The 20,831-nt window shown below is 67.4% G+C and carries 14 protein-coding genes; 9 read left to right on the top strand and 5 right to left on the bottom strand.

All coding sequences use genetic code 11. The features are described 5' to 3' along the window. Positions 1–41 precede the first annotated feature (41 nt). Positions 42–1,607: an amidohydrolase family protein gene (locus NUW51_RS09455; protein WP_265587267.1), complete on the top strand. Its 1,566-nt coding sequence runs from the start codon at positions 42–44 to the stop codon at positions 1,605–1,607. 58 nt (positions 1,608–1,665) lie between these two features. After that, positions 1,666–2,115 (top strand): peptidylprolyl isomerase, encoded by a 450-nt coding sequence (locus NUW51_RS09460; RefSeq protein ID WP_265587268.1) that lies wholly within the window; start codon positions 1,666–1,668, stop codon positions 2,113–2,115. On the opposite strand, the gene NUW51_RS09465 is transcribed toward NUW51_RS09460, so the two are convergent. Further along, positions 2,112–3,371, bottom strand: a complete 1,260-nt coding sequence (locus NUW51_RS09465; protein WP_265587269.1) for a DUF418 domain-containing protein — start codon at positions 3,369–3,371, stop codon at positions 2,112–2,114. The genes NUW51_RS09460 and NUW51_RS09465 overlap by 4 nt on opposite strands. A gap of 88 nt (positions 3,372–3,459) precedes the next feature. On the opposite strand from NUW51_RS09465, the gene NUW51_RS09470 reads away from it, so the two are divergent. Both NUW51_RS09470 and NUW51_RS09475 read left to right on the top strand, forming a co-directional pair. Further along, positions 3,460–4,218, top strand: a complete 759-nt coding sequence (locus NUW51_RS09470; protein WP_265587270.1) for an SDR family NAD(P)-dependent oxidoreductase — start codon at positions 3,460–3,462, stop codon at positions 4,216–4,218. A 196-nt stretch (positions 4,219–4,414) separates the two neighbouring features. Further along, positions 4,415–6,751: a CDC48 family AAA ATPase gene (locus NUW51_RS09475; RefSeq protein ID WP_407696338.1), complete on the top strand. Its 2,337-nt coding sequence runs from the start codon at positions 4,415–4,417 to the stop codon at positions 6,749–6,751. Between the two features lie 3 nt (positions 6,752–6,754). Here NUW51_RS09475 and NUW51_RS09480 read toward each other — a convergent pair whose 3' ends face one another. Then, positions 6,755–8,056 carry an MFS transporter gene (locus tag NUW51_RS09480; protein WP_265587271.1) on the bottom strand — a complete coding sequence of 434 codons (1,302 nt, stop codon included), beginning with the start codon at positions 8,054–8,056 and terminating at the stop codon, positions 6,755–6,757. Then, positions 8,056–9,219, bottom strand: coding sequence for a phospholipase D-like domain-containing protein (locus NUW51_RS09485; protein ID WP_265587272.1), 1,164 nt, complete (start codon positions 9,217–9,219; stop codon positions 8,056–8,058). The genes NUW51_RS09480 and NUW51_RS09485 overlap by 1 nt, the downstream gene beginning before the upstream one ends. Positions 9,220–9,343: 124 nt before the next feature. Here NUW51_RS09485 and rpoZ point away from each other — a divergent pair, with 124 nt between their 5' ends. Then, positions 9,344–9,679, top strand: coding sequence for a DNA-directed RNA polymerase subunit omega (gene rpoZ, locus NUW51_RS09490; protein WP_265587273.1), 336 nt, complete (start codon positions 9,344–9,346; stop codon positions 9,677–9,679). Positions 9,680–9,756: 77 nt separating this feature from the next. Here the strand turns inward: rpoZ and NUW51_RS09495 are convergent, their stop codons facing one another. After that, the gene (locus tag NUW51_RS09495; RefSeq protein WP_407696339.1) at positions 9,757–10,260 is read right to left on the bottom strand and encodes a winged helix-turn-helix transcriptional regulator; all 504 of its coding nucleotides are present in this window, start codon (positions 10,258–10,260) and stop codon (positions 9,757–9,759) included. Between the two features lie 155 nt (positions 10,261–10,415). Between NUW51_RS09495 and NUW51_RS09500 the strand changes: the two genes are divergently transcribed. Both NUW51_RS09500 and NUW51_RS09505 read left to right on the top strand, forming a co-directional pair. After that, positions 10,416–10,706: a CC_3452 family protein gene (locus tag NUW51_RS09500; protein WP_265587274.1), complete on the top strand. Its 291-nt coding sequence runs from the start codon at positions 10,416–10,418 to the stop codon at positions 10,704–10,706. A gap of 214 nt (positions 10,707–10,920) precedes the next feature. Beyond that, entirely contained in the window at positions 10,921–13,017 is a 2,097-nt protein-coding gene (locus NUW51_RS09505) for a RelA/SpoT family protein (protein ID WP_265587275.1), read from the top strand. Between the two features lie 3 nt (positions 13,018–13,020). On the opposite strand, the gene NUW51_RS09510 is transcribed toward NUW51_RS09505, so the two are convergent. Beyond that, the gene (locus tag NUW51_RS09510; protein ID WP_265587276.1) at positions 13,021–15,360 is read right to left on the bottom strand and encodes an NADP-dependent malic enzyme; all 2,340 of its coding nucleotides are present in this window, start codon (positions 15,358–15,360) and stop codon (positions 13,021–13,023) included. Between the two features lie 71 nt (positions 15,361–15,431). Between NUW51_RS09510 and mutS the strand changes: the two genes are divergently transcribed. Together mutS and NUW51_RS09520 are read left to right on the top strand one after the other, a co-directional pair. Continuing rightward, on the top strand, positions 15,432–18,044 hold the full coding sequence (gene mutS, locus NUW51_RS09515) for a DNA mismatch repair protein MutS (protein WP_265587277.1): 2,613 nt from the start codon (positions 15,432–15,434) through the stop codon (positions 18,042–18,044). After that, the gene (locus NUW51_RS09520; protein WP_265587278.1) at positions 18,044–20,788 is read left to right on the top strand and encodes a [protein-PII] uridylyltransferase; all 2,745 of its coding nucleotides are present in this window, start codon (positions 18,044–18,046) and stop codon (positions 20,786–20,788) included. The genes mutS and NUW51_RS09520 overlap by 1 nt, the downstream gene beginning before the upstream one ends. Positions 20,789–20,831: the final 43 nt, after the last annotated feature.

Raw genomic sequence — 20,831 nt, forward strand, 5'->3', positions numbered from 1 at the left:
TCTAATACAGTGTGCAGGACATCCGATCACGAGGGGCAGTTATGACGCATCAACCAAACCGCATCGCGCTGGCAGCCATGGCCGCGCTGGCCGCTACTACCATGGGATGCGCGACGACGCCCACCACGACGACGACAGCCCCCGCCGCGCCGACGCGCGCTGCCGTCGGCGCCGACCTCCTCGTGCGCGACGTTCGGGTCATCGATCCCGAACGTCGCCTCGTGCTCGAGCATCGCGACGTGCTGGTGCGCGACGGCATGATCCTCGCCATCGAGCCGACGGACAGCCTTGCGGTCGCCGCCGCGAAGGTGATCGACGGCAGCGGCAAGACGCTTCTCCCCGGCTATATCGATATGCACGCCCATGTCGGCTATGCCATGCTCCACCAGCCCACCTTGTCGATGATGCTCGCCAACGGCATCACAGGGGTGCGCGACATGTCGGCCGACTGCCGCGACGACGAGGGCGGCATGCTGATGTGCCGCGAACAATTGCTCGACAGCCGCGAGAAGATCGCAAACGGCACCATGGCGGGGCCTGACCTGCTCTCGCTCGGCACCGCCAAGATCGACAGCAATCGCGGCGAGGATATCACCGGGCGCGCCGCGCTCTATCGCGTCGCCACCCCCGACCAGGCCCGCGCCGCCGTCGCGGCCTTCGACGCCGAGGGCATGGAGTTCCTCAAGGTGAGCCAGGAATTCATGCCCGACGCCTTTGCCGCATTGCTCGAGGAAGCCGCCGCGCGCAACCTTCGGGTCACCGGTCATGTGCCGATGATGTATTCGGTCGGCGAGGTCGCCGCCATGGGCATGGCCTCGATCGAGCACGCGCGCGACCTGCCGCTCGACTGTTCGGGGCATGGCTCGGTCTATCGCGGCGCCATTGCTGCCGCCTTGAAGGGCGAGGCCGACTGGCCCGACCGCGACGCCATGCCGGGCCTCGCGCGCAACAGTTTCGATCCCGCGCTCTGCGCCGACCAGCTCGCCGCCATGCGCGCGGCCGGCACCGCCTACGTGCCGACCCACCTCACCCGCGAGATGGACTATCGCGCCGCCGATCCCGCCTATCGCGACGACCCCCGTCTCGCCTACATCTCGGCCCCGCAGCGCGGCTTCTGGGACCGCGACCTCGACCGCACGGCGCAAGCGTCCGACGACCAGCGCGCCGACCTCGAAGACTTCTTCGACCTCGGGCTGCGTACCACTCGCATGGCGCACGAGGCAGGCGTCGCGGTCATGGTCGGCACCGATGCCAATGACACGATGGTCTTCCCCGGCTTCTCCTATCATGACGAGATGGCGCATCTCGCCGCCGCGGGCCTGTCGCCGATGGACGTCCTGCGCGCCGCGACCACCGTGCCCGCTACCTTCCTTGGCCGCGCCGACCTCGGCGGCATCGCGCCGGGCAAGCGCGCCGACTTCCTGCTCCTGTCGGGCGATCCGCTCGCCGATATCGACGACAGCGACACGATCAGCCTCGTCGTCCAGCGCGGTCGCATCCACGACCGCGCCGCGCTCGATGCGCTGCTCGCCGACGTGCGCGCCTTCGTCGCCGCCACCGATGCGGCGATGGCGGCACAGGATGCGGCATCGGGGGGTGGCCAGTAGCGCCAAGCGCGCCTACATCAGCCGGCAACATTCACCCTTCGACGGAGATCAACGCCTCATGGCCGATACCCTCACCCTCACCCTCTCGACCGGCGGCGACGTCGTCATCAAGCTGCGCCCCGACCTTGCCCCCGGCCATGTCGAGCGCATCACCAGCCTCGCCAATGACGGCTTTTACGACGGCGTCGTCTTCCACCGCGTCATCCCCGGCTTCATGGCGCAGGGCGGCGATCCGACCGGCACCGGCACCGGCGGCAGCGACCTGCCCGACCTCAAGGCCGAATTCTCTGCCGAACCGCATGTGCGCGGCACCTGCTCGATGGCGCGCACGCCCGATCCCAACTCGGCCAACAGCCAGTTCTTTATCTGCTTCGACGATGCTCGCTTCCTCGACAACCAGTACACTGTCTGGGGCCAGGTCGAGAGCGGCATGGAATATGTCGACCAGCTGCCCAAGGGCGAGCCGGTCCCCAACCCCGGCAAGATCGAGAAAGCGACCGTTTCCTAAGCGATCGCTTGCTGACCCGTGGCAAGGCGCATCTCTTGCGCCTTGCCATAGGTCAGGCTGCGCCACAGCCATTCGGCCGGCCCGAAGGCGTGAGACGCCAGCCACCAGCGACTGAAGACGACCTGGGCGGCGAAAATCGCCAGCGTCAGCAGCACGTGCCAGCCGAGGCTCAGCTGGTTGATCAGCCCCAGCCCATAGCCGAAGAAAATGACCGCCTGCACGACCGACTGGGCGAGATAATTGGTCAGCGCCATCCGCCCCATCGGCGCGAACAGCCTGAGCCACCGCTCGCGTCCCTTGGCACAGGCCAGCGCGGCCAGCGCGGCATAGGCCAGCCCCAACAACGGTACCGATAGGCTGTAGGCGCTCGCATAGAGGACCAGTCCCCACTCCTCGGGCCGCCACCATCCCAGCGCCAACACGGCCTTCAGGACCGCGACGGGCAGGCCGAGCGCCAGCCCGACCAGCACCACGCGCTTCAACAGCGGCGCGAAGGCCGCGGGATCGCGGTGGATGCCTTCGCGCCCCACCCACAGCCCGATGAGGAACATCCCCAGCACCTTGGTGAAGCGCATCTCGTCGAGATAGACGACGAAGCGCAGGTACAGGTCGATGACGTGGCTGCGCAGTTGCATCCACAGGTCCGCACTTTCCCAGATGCGCGTCGGCCCACCCGGTCCGAACGGCACGTCGAGCGCGGCGGCCAGCGGCGCCACCTTGGGCATCAGCAGCGGGAACACGTTGAACCCCGCCACCTCCTGCCACGCCGCCCAGCCCACCGGCACCAACCAGCAGATCACCGCCGCCGGGATGAGCGCGCGCGTCGGCAGCCATCGCAGCGCGAGCAGCACCAACCCCATCAGCGCGTAGAGCAGCAAGATGTCGCCGATCCAGATCAGCAGGATATGCGCGACCCCGAACAGCGCGAGAAAGAAGAGCCGCCGCGCATAGCGGCCCGCCCCTTCGCCCTTCGCCTCGATCCGCTCGAGCTGGAGCGCGAAGCCGATGCCGAACAGGAGCGAGAAGAGCGCGTAGAATTTGCCGTGGACGAGCGTCTCGAACAGGAGATCCAGCGACCGATCCACCATCCCACCGCCGAGCGCCGCGCGTGCCTCCGCATCCATGAAATACCAGCCGGAAAAGGTCGTCATGTTGGCGAACAGGATGCCGAGCAGCGCCAACCCGCGCACCCCGTCGAGGAGCACCAGCCGTTTGGCGGCATCGATCGGCCCGGCGGGCATGGCGGCTTCGGTCATGGCAGGTCCCCCTGCTTCGCCCATTAACCCAGATCAACAGTGTCGCCAACGTCTATTCGCCGCGCGCCTGCGCGCCTAAGAAGAAGCCATGACCAGCACCATCACCCTCATCACCGGCGCTTCCGCCGGCCTCGGCGAGGAATTCGCTCGCCAATATGCCCGGAAAGGGCACCGCCTCGTCCTCGTCGCGCGCCGCCGCGACCGCCTCGATGCGCTTGCCGCCGAGCTCGGCAATGCCCGTACGATCGCCACGGACCTCAGCGAACCCCACGCCGCCAGCCGCCTCCTCGCTGACGTGGCCTCGGCGGGTGAGACGGTCGGAACGCTCGTCAACAATGCGGGCTTCGGGCTCGTCGGCGCCTTCGATGCGCTCGACAATGCCCGCCAGCGCGAGATGATCGATTTGAACTGCGGCGCGCTCACCGAGCTCGCCCATGGTGTCATTCCCGGCATGAAACGACTCGGGCACGGCGGCATCGTGAACGTCGCCTCGGTCGCCAGTTTCCAGCCGGGCCCCGGCATGGCGGTCTATTTCGCGACCAAGGCCTATGTCCTCTCCTTCACCGAAGCGCTCCACGAAGAATTGCGCAAATCCGGCATTTCCGTCAGCGCGCTCTGCCCCGGCCCGACCGCCACCGAGTTTGGCGACGTGGCCGGTTTTGGCGGAAATTCGGCGGTCGATGCGGTCAAGATGACCGCCGAAGAGGTCGTCGCCGCCGGGATCGCCGGATTGGACGCCAACAAGGCCGTCGTCGTGCCGGGTCTCGCCAACAAGATTTCCGCCAATTCCAGCCGTTTCCTGACCCGCAAGGCGGTGCGGAAGATCGTCGGCATCATCAAAAAGTGAACGTTCACAACTTTTGCACTTGCACAATAAATTGTGCGGTGCGATAAAGGTTGCGTCGGACCACTGGTTCGGCATCCTCTCCTGACGGGGCCCGGACACTTTCGAGTGACCGGGCCCTTTTTTCATTCCGCCTCCGTCCCCACGTGAACCTTTGTCCGCGCCGACCCATTGTCGGTGGAAGAACGAAGGAATATCCGTGCCCGACAGCGATACGAAGACGAAGCCCAACCGCGTCCAGGTGGCCAGCCTGCCGCCCGCCGATTCAGGGCGCGGCCTCGCGCGCCTGCCTGCCCAGCTGATGGACCGCCTCCGGCTCGCCGATGGCGATGTCATCACCATCACCGGCAAGCGCACCACCCCGGCGCGCGCCATCCGTCCCTACAAGGACGATACCGGGCTCGACATCATCCGCCTCGACGGGCTCCAGCGTTCCAACGCGGGCGTCGGCGCGGGCGATTTCGTCACCGTGGAAAAAGCCACCTCCAAGCCCGCCAAGAAGGTCAGCTTCGCTCCCGCGCAAGCGGGTGTGCGCCTGTCGGGGTCGACCGACGCCCTCAAGCGCAGCTTCTTCGGCGCGCCGCTCACCAAGGGCGATTTCGTCGCCACCGCCGGTCACCAGCGCGTCAACACCGACATGCCGGAAACCATCCGCCAGCTTCTTCAGGCCCCCACCTTCGCGCTCCAGGAAATTCGCCTCCGCGTCGTCTCGACCAAGCCCGAGGGCATCGTCCATATCGACGCCGACACCGAGATCGAGCTGATGCCCGAGGGCGCGGCGGTCGAGGCGGGCGAGCGCCCGGCGATCACCTATGACGACCTTGGCGGCATGACCGACACCATCGACGCGCTGCGCGAAATGGTCGAACTGCCCTTGAGGCATCCCGAACTGTTCCAGCGCCTTGGCGTCGACCCGCCCAAGGGCGTCCTGCTTCACGGCCCGCCCGGCACCGGCAAGACCATGCTCGCGCGCGCCGTCGCCAATGAAAGCGACGCCGAATTCTTCCATATCGCTGGCCCCGAGGTCATGGGCTCGGCCTATGGCGAATCGGAAAAGAAGCTCCGCGAACTGTTCGACAATGCCGCGAAGGCCGCGCCCAGCATCGTCTTCATCGACGAGATCGACTCAATCGCCCCGAAACGCGACAAGGTGCAGGGCGAGGCCGAAAAGCGCCTCGTCGCCCAGCTTCTCACGCTGATGGACGGCCTCGAACCACGCGCCAATCTGGTCGTCATCGCCGCCACCAACCGGCCCGATGCCATCGATCCCGCATTGAGGCGCCCCGGCCGCTTCGACCGCGAGATCGTCGTCGGCGTCCCCGACGAGGCCGGCCGCCGCGAAATCCTCGGCATCCACACGCGCGGCATGCCGCTCGCCGAGGATGTCGACTTGGACAAGCTGGCGCGCCGCACCTACGGCTTCGTCGGCGCCGACATGGCCAGCCTGACGCGCGAGGCCGCGCTTGAGGCCGTCCGCCGCATCATGCCGCAGATCAATCTCAGCGAAGAGGAGATCCCGCAGGACATCCTCGACAGCCTGGCCGTCACCGCCGACGACTTCCGCGAAGCACAAAAGCGCGTCCAGCCCAGCGCCATGCGCGAGGTCATGGTCGAGGTACCGCGCGTCGGCTGGGACGATATCGGCGGCCTCGACGAGGCGCGCGACAAGCTGAAGGAGGGCATCGAACTGCCGCTCCGTCATCCCGACGCCTTCCGCCGCCTCGGCATCCGCCCGGCCCGCGGCTTCCTCCTCTACGGTCCGCCCGGCACCGGCAAGACACTGCTCGCCAAGGCCGCCGCGCGCGAATCCGAGGCCAATTTCATCGCCACCAAATCTTCGGACCTCCTGTCCAAATGGTATGGCGAGAGCGAACAGCAGATCGCCCGCCTCTTCAGCCGCGCCCGGCAGGTCGCCCCCACCGTCATCTTTATCGACGAGATCGACAGCCTCGTGCCCGCGCGCGGTGGCTCGATGGGCGAACCCGCCGTGACCGAGCGCGTCGTCAACACGATCCTCGCCGAAATGGACGGGCTGGAGGAGATGAACAACGTCGTCGTCATCGGCGCGTCCAACCGCCCCAACCTCCTCGACCCCGCGCTCCTGCGCCCCGGCCGCTTCGATGAATTGATCTACGTCGGCCCGCCCACGCTCGAAGGGCGCCGCCGCATTCTCGAGATTCACACCTCGAACATGCCGCTCGGCAAGGATGTCGATCTCGACTTCCTCGCCGAGAAGACCGAGCGCTTCACCGGCGCCGACCTCGAGGATCTCGTGCGCCGCGCGGGCCTCACCGCCATGCGCCGCGACATGGAGAAGGCCGAGGTGTCCAAGGCCGATTTCGATGCCGCGCTCGAGGAGACCAAGCCCTCGGTAACGCAGAAGATGATCGACCAATATGCCCGCATCCGCTCCAACCTGAAACAGGATGCGATCAAGCCCGGCCCGACCATCGGCTTCGTCTCGCCGGGCATGCTCAGCCCGCGCAACGCGCAGAAGAACGGCAAGCCCGCCAACGGCGAGGGGGAGGCCGAATAGGCGCTAACCCCGCGTCCGCCCGAACAGCGCGAGGCTGAGCGCCAGAAGCGCGATCAGCACGGTAAAGGCGAGCCATGGCGCGGCATGATAGAGGAGCAGCGTGCCGGTCGGCGCGAAGATGAAGGCGAAGCCGTTGACGCTCGTCGTCAATCCCGCCACCGCACCCTGCTCGGCCAGCGGCACCGCCAGGCTCGCCCCCGATGCAAAGCCCGGACGCGTCAGCCCGAACCCGAGGCAGGCGATGCCATAGCCCAGAACGAGGCCGTAGAGGCTGGCTGCCAGCATCACCACCACGATGCCGACGATCCCCACCATCGCCCCGACGATGATCAGCTGGCGAGGCGCCCAGCCCGAACGCGGGATCACCCCCCATTGCGCCACCAGCGAGGCGATCGCCCCGCCCATCAGCACGATCCCCACCTCGTCGAGCGAGCGCGCCGGATCGAGCCCGAGCACGTCGATCGTATAAAAGCCCACCACCGTCAGCAGCCCCGCCATCGACGTATTGGTGATCGCGCCTGCCACCAGCCAGTCGCGTACACGCCGATCGTGCCAGCGCAGTCGCCCGCTCGGCGCGGCAGACGTCGCTGCCCTGACCGACGCGCCGGTAGGGCTCGCGCTCGGAAATCCCATCGCCGCCGAACGTGCGCGCCGCACCCGCGCGCGATCGTCGGGCAGCCGCCGCCAGACCACCACCCAGGTCGCCACGCCGAGCGCGGCAAAGACATAGAGCGGGCCGATCAGCTCGAGCCCCGGCAGCGCGAAGGCGGGCACCAGCGCGGGGCCGATCACCGTTCCCAGCCCGAAGGCCGCGGTGAGGCCCGACAGCGCCACCGTTCGGCTCGATCGCCGCGTGCGCGCTGCCAGATAGGCCTGCGTCCCAGCCGGCGTCGCGCAGCCGAGTAGCCCGTAGACCGCGCGCACCACCGCGAACCCCAGCATCGCGGGCAGCACGCCGACCCACCCCTCGAGCCCCGCCTGCAGCGCCACCGCGCAGCCCAGCGTCGAAGTGATGAACCCGACGAGCCCGATCAGGATCAGCGATTTTCGCCCATGGCTGTCCGAACGTCGTGCCCAGATCGGCGCCAGCACGACCCACGCCACGGCAGAGGTCGTGAAGGCCAGCGCCATCCAGAAATCGTCCACCCCGAGCGACCTGCCCACCGGCGGAATGATCGTCTGCATTGCCGTATTGCCCGTCGCGGTGACCAGCATCGCGCTCCACAACAGGGCGAAATCGCGCCGCGACAACGCGCTGCCCGGCACCTTGCCGAACGGCGTGCCCGCCGCATCCGCCGCGCCCATCAGTCGTCCCCCGCGAGCGGCAGGTTCAAGCGCCGGCTCACCGTATAATCCATCGTCGTGACGAGGAAATTGGCCAGCGCCCACACGGTGCGCTGCCACAACGTATCGCGTTCGGCGTGCAGCTGCGGCGTGATCTGCCGACTGTCGCGCAATTCGCCCGTCACCCAGTCGCGCATCATCGCCGCGACCTCGGCATCATCGATCCGCAGCATCACTTCCATGTTGAGAAACAGGCTGCGAAAATCGAAGTTCGAGCTGCCGATATGCACCTTGTCGTCGACGACGATCAGCTTGGTGTGCAGCTTGCACTTCTCATATTCGTGAATTTCGACCCCGGCTTCCAAGAGCTGGTGGTAAACGTGCCGCGCCGCCGCGATGGTGGTCGTATTGTCGGACTTGGCGGCGGTCAGCAGCCGCACCTTCCCGCCATCCTTCGCCACCCGCTCCAGCCGCCGCAGCATCGCGCTCGATGGCGAGAAATAAGCGGCGACGAGGTCGACGTCGGTGGCGCTCCACAAATCGCGGATCATGCCCCCGGGCCAGGGCGTATGGCGCGGCCAGGGCGCCGAGAATTGCCATTGCAGCGGCCCCTCGAAGGTGCTCTGCCGCGCGACGATGTCGGACAATCGCATGAGCCGCGGCGTCTTTTCCTTCAGGAACCCGTCGACCGCGTCATAATAAGCAGCCAGCGGTTCGACCGCTTCCCCTTCGATAACCAGCCACAGGTCGCGCCAGCAGGTGGCGGGATCATCGCCCAGATAGGCATCGCCCAAATTCGCCCCGCCGATGATTGCGCGATTTCCATCGGCGATGAAGATCTTCTGGTGATTGCGGATGAGGTAGCGCCGCCCGAAGCGCGCGTTGAAGGCATTGGCCTCGCCGCCTGCCGCGCGCAGCGGCGCGAAAAAGGCGTCGACATCGTCCATGTCCGACAGGCCGAACCCGTCGACGATCAGTCGCACCTGTACCCCGCGCCCCGCCGCCGCCACGAGCGCATCGCGGATCTGCGTCCCGCATTCGTCATCGGCCAGGTCGTAGAAGAGGAGGTCGAGCTTCTCGCGCGCGCCCTCGATCATCTCGACGATGCGTGCGCGCCGGTCGGCGCCGCCCGCCACCAGCGTCATGTCATTGCCCGCGACGGTGAAGTGAAGGCGATCGGTCATTGCCCGCTTGGATGGCGACTGGCGCGCGCCCTTGCAAGCGTCCTGTCATTGACTCTTCGACCCCCCGACCCTATTTGGCCCGTTGATCGATTTCCTCAGATAAAGAGATAAGGAACAGCGGCTCATGGCACGCGTCACCGTCGAAGATTGCGTCGACAAGGTTTCCAACCGGTTCGACCTCGTCCTGCTCGCCGCCGAGCGTGCGCGCCAGATTTCGGGCGGCGCCGATCTGACCATCGACCGCGACCGCGACAAGAACCCTGTCGTCGCGCTGCGCGAGATCGCCGAAACCACGGTCAAGCCCAAGCATCTCGAGGAAAGCCTCATCCAGGGTCACCAGCGCGTCCAGATGGACGATGATGACGAGACCGATGAGCTGTCGAGCCTGTCGGAGAGCGCCGAAGCGCTCCGCCTCACCGCCTCGGCCCCGCCGCGTCCGACCCCGGGTGCCGCCGACTAAGGCGCTTCCAGGTATCGAAACAAAAAGGGCGGCTCCGTCGGGAGCCGCCCTTTTTGTTTGCCTTGATCTGTCGGCGCCTAGAGCTCGACATGCTCCATCTCGTGGCGGCGCATGCTCGCCCCAGTGCGCCGGTCGACCCACATCAGGTCTTTCAGCCCCAGGGTGCGGCCATCCTTGGCGGTCACCGCCACGCGCGCCACCTTCTCCCCATCGCGGGCATCGGCAAGCTGGATGTCGGCACATCCATGCCCCCAATCCTCGCCCCACTGCCGGAGCGCCACCACCACCGGCAGCAGCGCCTCGCCCTTCTCGGTCAGCCGATAGACCACCTTGCGCCCGTCGTCGGGATCGGGTTGGCGGTCGAGGATCTCGCCCGCCACCAGCTTCGACAAGCGGTCCGACAGGATGTTGCGCGCGATACCGAGCCCGGCCTGGAACTGCTCGAAGTGGCGCAGGCCATTGAACGCGCCGCGCAGGATCAGGAACGACCATTTCTCGCCGATCAGTTCGATCGCAGGGGGCAAGGGGCAGCGCAGCGCCGCGTCCCTGAAGGCTTCGATGTCAGGCTGGATACCGCTCAAGCGTACTTCCCTCTCACTGGCGGAGCCGTCAGCCGTCCGGCGCCGGTCCCCGAGTCTCGCATCCGTCATAAGCCCGTCATCGTCAAAATAACAGTTGCGAAAAGATACTTTTCTATCCTAGGTCAGTTGCCAACCGAAACTGAAAGGACGTTGTCATGCGCCTCCTCCCGATCGCTCTTGCCGCCGCCGCCCTTGCCGCGCCCGCCATGGCCGCCGCCCCGCATCTCAGCGCCGACCTCGTCGCCGCCGCCGACGCGCGCGTCATCGTCAAGGGCGCCGCCTTTGCCTGCGAGGGCACGACCTGCACCACCCGCGCCGCCGCCAGCCGCCCCGCCATCCTGTGCGAGCGTCTCGTCAAGGAAGTCGGCCCCGTGACCCGCTTCGCCGTCGACGGCGTGGCGATGGACGAGGCCGCGCTCTCGCGCTGCAACGCCAAGGCGCGCTAGGCACCTTTCGCCCGGCCCCCGGCCGGATCGACTGTCCTACAGGGCATCGGCGCGTTTATGATGCGCCGGTGCCCTGTTGCGTCTCCACGCGTCGGAACCGCCGAGTTCCCAAAGTGGACAAAGTGGACAACCCCCCGATTTCATCCGACAAACTGCGCCCAGCCGCCTCTTTTGCACTTGCACAAATAGCCCCCGGAGCCCCATTAATCATCCCGTGCTGAGACAATATGAACTGGTCGAGAGGGTCCGGGCCTATGACCCCGATGCCGACGAGGCGCTGATCAACCGCGCCTATGTCTTCTCGATGAAAGCCCATGGCGCCCAGCTGCGCGCCTCGGGCGATCCCTATTTCTCGCACCCCATCGAAGTCGCGGGCATCCTCACCGACCTCAAATTGGACGACGAGACCATCGTCACCGCCATCCTCCACGACACCATCGAGGATACGGTCGCCACGCCCGAGCAGATCGAGAATCTCTTCGGCGAGGAGGTCGCCCGCCTCGTCGACGGCGTGACCAAGCTCTCGAAGGTCGAGGCGATGAGCGAATCGCAACGCGCCGCCGAGAATTTGCGCAAGTTCCTGCTCGCCTTGTCGGGCGACATCCGCGTGCTGCTGGTCAAACTCGCCGACCGCCTCCACAACATGCGCACCCTCCACCACATCCCCAAGGAGGAAAAGCGCCGCCGCATCGCTCGCGAGACGATGGACATCTACGCGCCATTGGCCGAGCGCATCGGCATGTACGAGATGATGAAGGAGATGCAGACGCTCGCCTTCCAGCATCTCGAACCCGACGCCTATGCCTCGATCCTGAAGCGGCTCGAACAATTGAACGACAAGGGCGGCGATGTCATCAACCGCATCGGGCTGGGGCTCCAGCTTCACCTTGCCGATCACGGCCTCGATGCCGATGTCACGGGGCGCGAGAAGCATCCCTACTCGATCTGGAAGAAGATGGCCGAGCGGCACATCAGCTTCGAGCAACTGTCCGACGTCATGGCCTTCCGCGTCATCGTCGACACGGTCGAGGACGTCTACCGCGCGCTGGGCCTCATCCACCAGCGCTGGCCGATGGTCCCGGGGCGCTACAAGGATTATATCTCGACGCCGAAGCGCAACGGCTACCGCAGCTTGCACACCTCGGTGATCCACGACACCAACATGCGCATCGAGATCCAGATCCGCACGCGCGAGATGCACGAGCAGGCCGAGCGCGGGCTCGCCGCCCACTGGGCCTATAAGGAAGGCGCGCCCAAGGGGGACAAGCCCGTCCTGTGGATCAACGACCTCGTTGAGATCCTCGAACATGCGGCCGATCCCGAGGAGCTGCTCGAACATACCCGCATGGCGATGTACCAGGATCGCATCTTTGCCTTCACCCCCAAGGGCGAGCTCATCCAGCTGCCCAAGGGCGCGACCGCGGTCGACTTCGCTTATGCCGTCCACACCGATCTCGGCGACCAGACGGTCGGCGTGAAAGTGAATGGCCGCGTCGTGCCGCTGCGCACCGTGCTCGACAATGGCGATCAGGTCGAGATCCTCGCCAGTGACGCACAGCAGCCCCAGCCCTCGTGGCTGCGCTTCGTCGCCACCGGCAAGGCGCGCGCCGCCATCCGCCGCTATGTCCGCCACAAGGAGCGCGACGAGACGATCGAGCTCGGCACCAAGATCTTCGCCGAGATCCTCGAACGCCTCCCCTCCGCGCCGCGTGCGGGCGCCACCAAACGCGCCGCCAAGCGACTGAAGATGGACGACGAGGCCGCGCTGATGGAAGCCATCGCCAAGCGCCGCATCGGCGATGAAGCCGTGATGGAAGCGCTCGTCCCCGGCTCGACCGCCAGCCTCGAAAAGAATGAGGGCCGCCTGCCCGAACAGCGCAACGCCATCTCGATCAAGGGTCTCACCCCCGGCGTCGCCTTCGAACTTTCCGACTGCTGTCACCCCATCCCCGGCGACCGCATCGTCGGCGTGCGCGGGGAAGACGAGATGATCGCGGTCCATGTCATCGGCTGCGAGCAATTGCTCGCCAGCGACGACACCGACTGGCTTGACCTCAGCTGGGGCGAACAGTCGGACGGCGGTACCGCGCGCATCCGCGTCATCCTGCACAATGTCGCGGGCGCGCTCGGCCAGATGGCGGGTATTTTTGGCGCCAAGGGCGCCAATATCGTCAACCTCGGCCTCGTCCACCGCGACGGCGCCTTTCACACCTTCGACGTGGACACCGAATTGCACGATCTGGCGCACCTCCACGCCATGATCGCCGCGCTGCGCGCCAGCGACGCGGTGAGCGCCGCCGACCGCATCTAGTCGCTAGCCAACCACCGCCTCGGCGGCACCGCGCGCCGCAGTATTGCGCCGCAGCCCATCGGCCCCGCCCGACGCCAGCACCGCCAGCGTGACGAGATCGCTCGAGCTTGCCGTCATCGGCGCGATCTGCACCGGGAGCGCCATGCCCATGAGATAGGGACCGAGCAGCGTCTCGCCGCCCAGCGCTTTCAACAACTTGGCCGACAGGTTCGCCGACTGCAGCCCCGGCATGATCAGGATATTGGCCGGCCCCGTCAGGCGCGAGAAGGGATAGTAGGCCCGCTGCGCCTCGTAATTGAGCGCGACATCCGGCCCCATCTCGCCTTCATATTCGAAGTCGGTGGTCATCCGGTCGAGCACTTTCACCGCGTCGCGAAGCTCCTCGATGTGCCGCCCCGGCGGATTGCCGAAGGTCGTGTAGCTGATGAACGCCACCCGCGGCTCCTGCCCCATGCGCCGGGCAAAGGCCGCCGAGCGCACCGCGATGGCGGCGAGCTGTTCGGCGCTCGGCCGCTCGGTCACCGATGTATCGGCGATCATCACCGTCTGGCCGTTGCCGCCCGCGACGATATGGATGCCGAAGGGCTCGGCGCCGTGATCGTCGTCGATCACGGTGCGGACCTGCGCAAGGCTCTGGCTGAAGGGTCGCGTCGTCCCCGTGATCATCGCATCGCCCTCGCCCAGCGCCAGCATGGCGGCGGTGAAGTAATTGCGATCCTGGTTGACCATTCGCTCGACCTGGCGGCGCAGCATGCCCTGGCGCTGATGCTTCTCGTAGATGAAGTCGACCGCCTTCTCGACCAGCGGCGAGTTGCGGCTGTTCAGCACCTCGAACTCGTGCGGATCCTCGACCCCCATCTCGCGAAGCCGGTCATAGGTGCTCTCGCGGCCGACCAGCACCGGGATGCCATAGCCGCCTTCCTTGAAGGCGATGGCGGCGCGCAGGACATTCTCTTCCTCGCCTTCCGCGAACAGCACCCGCTTGGGATTGCGCTTGGCCGCCTCGAAGGCGAGGCTCAGCGTCGAGCTCGTCGGGTTGAGGCGGGCGCGCAGCTGAGCGCGATAGGCGTCATAATCCTCGATCGGCTTTTGCGCGACGCCGCTCTTCTCGGCCGCCTGCGCCACCGCGACGGGCACCACCTCGATGAGGCGCGGATCGAAGGGCGCGGGGATGATGTAATCGGGGCCGAAGCTCTTGGCCGCGCCGCCATAGGCCGCCGCCACTTCCTCGGGCACCTGTTCGCGCGCCAGTTCGGCCAGCGCCTGCGCCGCCGCGATCTTCATCTCCTCGTTCACCGCCGTCGCGCGCACGTCCAATGCGCCGCGGAAGATGAAGGGGAAGCCGAGCACGTTGTTGACCTGGTTGGGATAGTCCGACCGCCCCGTCGCGATAATCGCGTCGGGCCGCGCCGCCTTGGCGACGGGGGGCGAGATTTCGGGCGTCGGATTGGCCATCGCGAAGATGATCGGCTGGTCGGCCATCGTCTTGATCATGTCGCCGTCGAGCACATTGCCCGCCGACAGGCCGAGGAAGACGTCGGCTCCTTCGAGCGCCTCGGCCAGCGTACGCCGGTCGGTCTTGACCGCCTGCGCGCTCTTCCACTGGTCGAGATCGTCGCGATCCTCGTGGATGACGCCCGAGCGGTCGCACATGATCACATTCTCGCGCCTGACCCCCATCTCGCGGATAAGGTCGGCGCAGGCGATCGCCGCCGCGCCCGCACCGTTCACCACCACCTTGAGGCTGTCCATCGTGCGCCCGGTGAGATGCGCCGCGTTGATCAGCCCCGCCGCGGTGATGATCGCGGTGCCATGCTGGTCGTCGTGAAAGACCGGGATGTTCATCCGCTCCTTCAGCGCCTGTTCGATGACGAAACAGTCGGGCGCGCCGATATCCTCGAGGTTGATCCCCCCGAAGCTCGGGCCCATCAGCGCCACCGCCTCGATGAACTTGTCGCAATCCTGCGTGTCGAGCTCGATGTCGATCGAATCGACGTCGGCGAAGCGCTTGAAGAGCACCGCCTTGCCTTCCATCACCGGCTTCGATGCCAGCGCGCCGAGGTTGCCCAGCCCGAGGATCGCCGAGCCGTTCGAGATGACCGCGACCAGATTTCCCTTGGCGGTCAGCTCATAGGCGCGGCCCGGATCGGCGGCGATGGCCTCGACCGGCACCGCAACGCCGGGCGAATAAGCCAGCGCGAGATCGCGCTGCGTCGCCATCGGCTTCGATGCCTTGATCTCGATCTTGCCGGGACGCCCCTTGGCGTGAAAGTCGATCGCTTCCTGCTCGGAAAATTTGACGTTGGCTTCGCTCAATGTTCTCTCCTGTATGGCGCCCGCCATAAAAAGAGCCCCCTGAAGAGTCACGGACTTAATGGAAACGCTTCGGGAAAGCGGCTAGCGTTGCGCCCGACATGGCCCGCGACGATTCCAATCCCCAATCCACCCCCGTGATGCAGCAGTTCCACGACCTGAAGGCGCAGGCGGGGGATGCGCTCCTGTTCTTCCGCATGGGCGATTTCTTCGAGCTGTTCTTCGAGGACGCCAAGGTCGCGGCCCAGTGCCTCGACATCGCGCTGACCGCGCGCGGGACCGACCGCGGCGAGCCCGTGCCCATGTGCGGTGTGCCCGTCCATGCCGCCGAGGCCTATCTCGCCCGCCTCATCAAAGCGGGCCACCGCGTCGCCATCGCCGAACAGATTGAAAGCCCCGCCGAAGCCAAGCGCGCGCGAGGATCGAAAGCCTTGGTCGCGCGCGGCATCGTGCGCGTCGTCACGCCGGGCACGCTGACCGAGGACAATCTGCTAGACAGTGCCGCCGCCAACTGGCTCGCCGCCGTGGGCCGCGCGGGCGATGATTATGCCGTGGCCGCCTGCGACATTTCGACCGGCCGCTTCGAGCTCATCGCCTGCGACACCGGCACCCTGCCCGCCGAGCTGGCGCGGCTCGACGCCGCCGAGGTCATCGCCGACGAGCGCATCCCCGGCATCTCCACCCTACCCGGTGCGGGCGGGTTCGACAGCCGCGCCGGCGAAGAGGCGTTGAAGCGCCGTTTCGGGGTCGCCGACCTCGCCGGTTTCGGCAGCCCCGGGCGCGCCGAATGCGCCGCCGCCGGCGGCCTCCTCGCCTATCTCGCCGCGACCCAGAAGGATGCCACCGCGCACCTCGCCGCGCCGCGCCGGATCGAACGCTCGAGCCTGATGGCGATCGACCCCTCGACCCGTGACAGCCTTGAACTCTTGCGCGGCGCCGACGGGACCAGCGCGACCAGCCTCCTCCATGCCATCGACCGCTGCGTCACCGCCGGGGGCCGCCGCCTGCTCGCCGGCGACATCGCCGCCCCGCTCGCCACCCTCGACCCGATCAACGCCCGCCTCGCGCTGGTGCAGTTCTTCGCCGAGGACCAGCTTCTGCGCGACGAGGTCCGCAGCCGCCTGAAAGCCCTCCCCGACCTCGCCCGCGCTTTGTCGCGCCTCGTCGCGGGACGCGGCTCCCCGCGCGATCTCGGCCAATTGCGCGATGCGCTTGCCGGCGCCGTCGACCTCCATGCGCGCCTGTCGCAGGTCGAGGCCCACCCCGACCTCCTCGCCACGCTCCTGCCCCGTCTCACCGGCCACGAGGCGCTGCACGACCGCCTCGCCGCCGCGCTCGTCGATGCGCCGCCCATCGAGACCGCCAAGGGCGGCTATATCCGCTCCGGCTTCGATCCGGATCTCGATGCGCTGCGTGACCTCTCCAAGGGGGGGCGCCAGGCCATTGCCGCATTGGAAGCCAAATATCGCGAGGCGACCGGCGTCTCGTCTCTCAAGATCAAGCATAACAACGTCCTCGGCTATCATATTGAGGTGCCGGCCAAATCCGCCGCCCCGCTGATGGCCGAGGACAGCGGCTTTACCCATCGCCAGACGATGGCCAATGCGGTGCGCTTCAACAGCCCTGAATTGCACGAACAGGCCACCGCGCTGGGCGAAGCGGGCGACAAGGCACTGGCGCTCGAGGCCGAGCATCTGACGCGACTCGTCGCTGCGGCCACCGCGCAGGCCGCCCCGCTCACCGCCGCCGCCGACGCGCTCGCCCGCCTCGACGTTTCGGCGGGACAGGCGCACCGCGCGATCGAGGGGAATTGGTGCCTCCCCACCCTAGCCGACCAGCCCTGTCTGGAAATCGAGGGCGGGCGCCACCCTGTCGTCGAAGCCGCCGTCGAAAAAGCGGGCGAACGCTTCATCGCCAACGACTGCCAGCTCGGGCCCCATGATCGCCTGTGGCTCATCACCGGCCCCAACATGGGCGGCAAGTCGACCTTCTTGCGCCAGACCGCGCTCATCTGCCTGTTGGCGCAGGCGGGCGGTTACGTGCCTGCGACCCGCGCCAGGATCGGCCTCGTCGACCGCCTGTTCAGCCGTGTCGGTGCGTCGGACAATCTCGCCCGCGGTCGCTCGACCTTCATGGTCGAGATGGTCGAGACCGCCGCCATCCTTGCGCAGGCGACGAAGAACAGCCTCGTCATCCTCGACGAGATCGGCCGCGGCACCTCGACCTATGACGGGCTCGCCATCGCCTGGGCGGTGACCGAGGCGTGCCACGACACCATCCGCTCACGCACCCTGTTCGCGACCCATTATCACGAGCTCACCCGCCTCGCCGACCGCCTGGACGCGCTCTCGCTCCACCACGTCCGCGCCCGCGAATGGAAGGGCGACCTCGTCCTCCTCCACGAAGTCGCGTCGGGCCCCGCCGACAAGAGCTACGGCATCGCGGTCGCCAAGCTGGCAGGGCTCCCCCCCGCCATCCTTGCCCGCGCCCGCGACATCCTCTCGCGCTTGGAAGCCGGGCGCGACGAGACGGGCGGCATCGCCGCGGGGCTCGACGATCTGCCCCTCTTCGCCGCTTCGGCCCCGCAGGAGGAACAGGCCGACCCGCTGATGGAGGCGCTTGGTCAGCTCGATCCCGACGCGCTCACCCCGCGCGAGGCCCTAGACGCGCTCTATCGCCTGAAAGCCCTGCACGACGAGGGCGCCGCAGGCTGATGCTGCCCCCGCGCGCCTCCCTGATCGAGGATCGCCGCGCGATCATCGACCGCCGCGCGCTCGACGACCGTCTGGAAGCCCTTCCCTATGGCGAGGCCGCCCGCGCGCCCGCGCTCCAGATCCTTGCCGAGGCCCTTGCCACGGGTCGCGCCGAGATCGACCGCCGCATGATCGCCCAGCCCTATCGCGGGCGCGTCCATGCCGCCGCCACCAGCTTTCTCTACGACCAGCTCCTGCGCCTCGCCTATGACGTCGTCACCCAGCGCCTCTTCCCCAATCCCAATCCGACGCCTGCCGAACGTCTCGCCCTCGTCGGCATCGGCGGCACCGGGCGCGGCGAGATGGCGCCGCACAGCGACCTCGACCTCCTCCTTCTCGTGCCCGACCGCCGCAACGCCTGGGTCGAACAGGCGATCGAGGGGCTCCTCTACCTCCTCTGGGACCTCCAGCTGAAAGTTGGCCACGCGGCCCGCACCCCCGACGAGGTCGTCACCTTGTCGCGGGACGACATGAGCGTGCGTACCGCCACGCTGGAGGCGCGCTACATCTGGGGCGACGATGCGCTGTTCGAGGAAATGGAGGCCCGCTTCGACCGCGAGATCGTGCGCGGCACCGCGTCCGATTTCGTCGCCGCCAAGCTCGCCGAGCGCGACGAACGCCACGCGCGCATGGGCGACACGCGCTATCTGGTCGAACCCAATGTCAAGGACGGCAAGGGGGGCCTGCGCGACCTCCACACGCTCTACTGGATCGGCAAATATGTCCATGGCGTGGACCGTCCCGCCGAGCTCGTCGACAAGGGCATGTTCTCGGCCCGCGAGTTCCGCCGCTTCGAGCGTGCCGAGCGATTCCTGTGGTCGGTGCGCTGTCATCTCCACCGCGTTACCGGGCGGCCCGAGGACCGATTGGGATTCGACCACCAGCGCGAGATCGCCGAGGCGATGAATTACGCCGATCGCCCCGGCAAGGCGGCGGTCGAGCGGTTCATGCACTTCTACTTCCTCAACGCCAAGGCGGTGGGCGACCTCACCGGCGTCTTCCTCGCCCAACTCGATGCCCAGCTCGCCGACGAGGGGCGCCGTTTCGCGCTTCCCACGCTCCTTCGCCGTGAAAAGAAGCTGGACGGCTTCCCGCTCGACCGCGGCCGCCTCACCGTGCCCTCGCAAGCCTGGCTCGAGGAAGATCCCGTCCGCCTCCTCCAGCTCTTCCGCACCGCACAGGCCGAGGAGGTGGAGATCCATCCCGACGCCATGCGCGCCGCCGCCCGCGCCGCGCGCGCCGTCGATGCGGTGCGCGACGACCGGCAGGCCAACGCCGTCTTCCTCGACATCCTTACCGGCAGGAACCAGACCGACGCCGTCTTGCGCTGGATGAACGAGGCGGGCGTCTTCGGCCGCTTCGTTCCCGACTTCGGCCGCGTCGTCGCGCAGATGCAGTTCGACATGTACCACCACTATACGGTCGATGAACACACCATCCGCGCCATCGGCCTTACCGCCGCCATTCATCGCGGCGAACTGGCCGCCGATCATCCGCTCTCCAGCGCGCTCATCAAGCAGATCGCCAGCCCCCGAGCACTTTATGTCGCGGTGCTGCTCCACGACATCGCCAAGGGGCGCGGCGGCGATCATAGCGAATTGGGTGCCGAGATCGCGCAGGAACTTGGCCCCCGCTTCGGCCTGTCGGCGGGCGAGACCGACATGGTCGCCTGGCTTGTCCTCAATCACCTGCTGATGAGCGCGACCGCCTTCAAGCGTGACCTCGCCGACCCCACCACCATCGATGCGTTCGTCAAGAAGGTGCAGAGCACCGAGCGACTGCGCATGCTGCTCATCCTCACCGTCGTCGACATCCGCGCCGTCGGCCCCGGCACCTGGACCGACTGGAAGCGCCGTCTCCTGCGCACGCTCTACGAGGCCGCCGAGGAGCGGCTGCGCCTCGGGCACAAGCAGCACGGTCGCTCGGCGCTGGTCGAGGCGCGCAAGGCCGAGCTGGACGCTGCGCTCGACTGGCCGCGCGATGCGCTCCACGCCCATCACAAGCGGCTGCCCGACAGCTATTGGCTCGCCGAACCGACCGGCTGGCAGGTCGACAACGCCCTCCAGGTCGCCGAGGCCGAAGCGAAGAGCGCGCTCGGTCCGCCCGCCCCTTCCGTGCGCCTCAAACTCGACAAGGATGCCGACGCCACCCGCGTGTCGATCTTCGCCCCCGATGCCAGCGGCCTCTTCTATCGCATCTGCGCAGGCTTGAGCGCGGCGGGGGCGAGCATCATCGATGCGCGCATCCACACCACCCGCGATGCGCGCGCGCTCGACAATCTGCTCGTCGTCGATGCGCAGGGGCGCCCCTATCGCGACAAGCGCCGCAGGACACGGCTGCGCGCCAGCCTCATCGACGCGATTCGCGCCGAGACGCTGCCCGAACCGCCCGCACCCGAGCCCCTGTCCGATCGCGACGCCGCCTTCGACGTGCCCCCCAACATCATCGTCAGCCAGACCGCCTCGACGCGGATGACGGTGGTCGAGGTGCACGCCCGCGATCGCACCGGCCTTCTCGCCCGCCTCGCTCATGCGATCCTCTCGGTCGGCGCGCTCGTCCATTCGGCGCATGTCACCACCTATGGCGAGCGCGCGGTCGACACCTTCTATCTGACCGACGATCATGGGCGAAAGCTCGACCATGCCACCGCGCAAGCCCTGCGCGAGGCGTTGCGCGCCGCCGCCGCCGATCCCGTCGCCGCCTGAGGCCTTGCCTCGGTCTCGCCGCGATGAAAAAAGGGCCCCGCAC

Source organism: Sphingomicrobium arenosum (assembly GCF_026157085.1).
Classification (GTDB): Bacteria; Pseudomonadota; Alphaproteobacteria; order Sphingomonadales; family Sphingomonadaceae; genus Sphingomicrobium; species Sphingomicrobium arenosum.

Excerpts from the sequence above, each read along its gene's own strand:
- NUW51_RS09455 (WP_265587267.1), top strand. The coding sequence starts at position 42 with ATGACGCATCAACCAAACCGCATCGCGCTGGCAGCCATGGCCGCGCTG.
- NUW51_RS09460 (WP_265587268.1), top strand. The coding sequence starts at position 1,666 with ATGGCCGATACCCTCACCCTCACCCTCTCGACCGGCGGCGACGTCGTC.
- NUW51_RS09465 (WP_265587269.1), bottom strand. The coding sequence starts at position 3,371 with ATGACCGAAGCCGCCATGCCCGCCGGGCCGATCGATGCCGCCAAACGG.
- NUW51_RS09470 (WP_265587270.1), top strand. The coding sequence starts at position 3,460 with ATGACCAGCACCATCACCCTCATCACCGGCGCTTCCGCCGGCCTCGGC.
- NUW51_RS09480 (WP_265587271.1), bottom strand. The coding sequence starts at position 8,056 with ATGGGCGCGGCGGATGCGGCGGGCACGCCGTTCGGCAAGGTGCCGGGC.
- NUW51_RS09485 (WP_265587272.1), bottom strand. The coding sequence starts at position 9,219 with ATGACCGATCGCCTTCACTTCACCGTCGCGGGCAATGACATGACGCTG.
- rpoZ (WP_265587273.1), top strand. The coding sequence starts at position 9,344 with ATGGCACGCGTCACCGTCGAAGATTGCGTCGACAAGGTTTCCAACCGG.
- NUW51_RS09500 (WP_265587274.1), top strand. The coding sequence starts at position 10,416 with ATGCGCCTCCTCCCGATCGCTCTTGCCGCCGCCGCCCTTGCCGCGCCC.
- NUW51_RS09510 (WP_265587276.1), bottom strand. The coding sequence starts at position 15,360 with ATGGCGGGCGCCATACAGGAGAGAACATTGAGCGAAGCCAACGTCAAA.
- mutS (WP_265587277.1), top strand. The coding sequence starts at position 15,432 with ATGGCCCGCGACGATTCCAATCCCCAATCCACCCCCGTGATGCAGCAG.
- NUW51_RS09520 (WP_265587278.1), top strand. The coding sequence starts at position 18,044 with ATGCTGCCCCCGCGCGCCTCCCTGATCGAGGATCGCCGCGCGATCATC.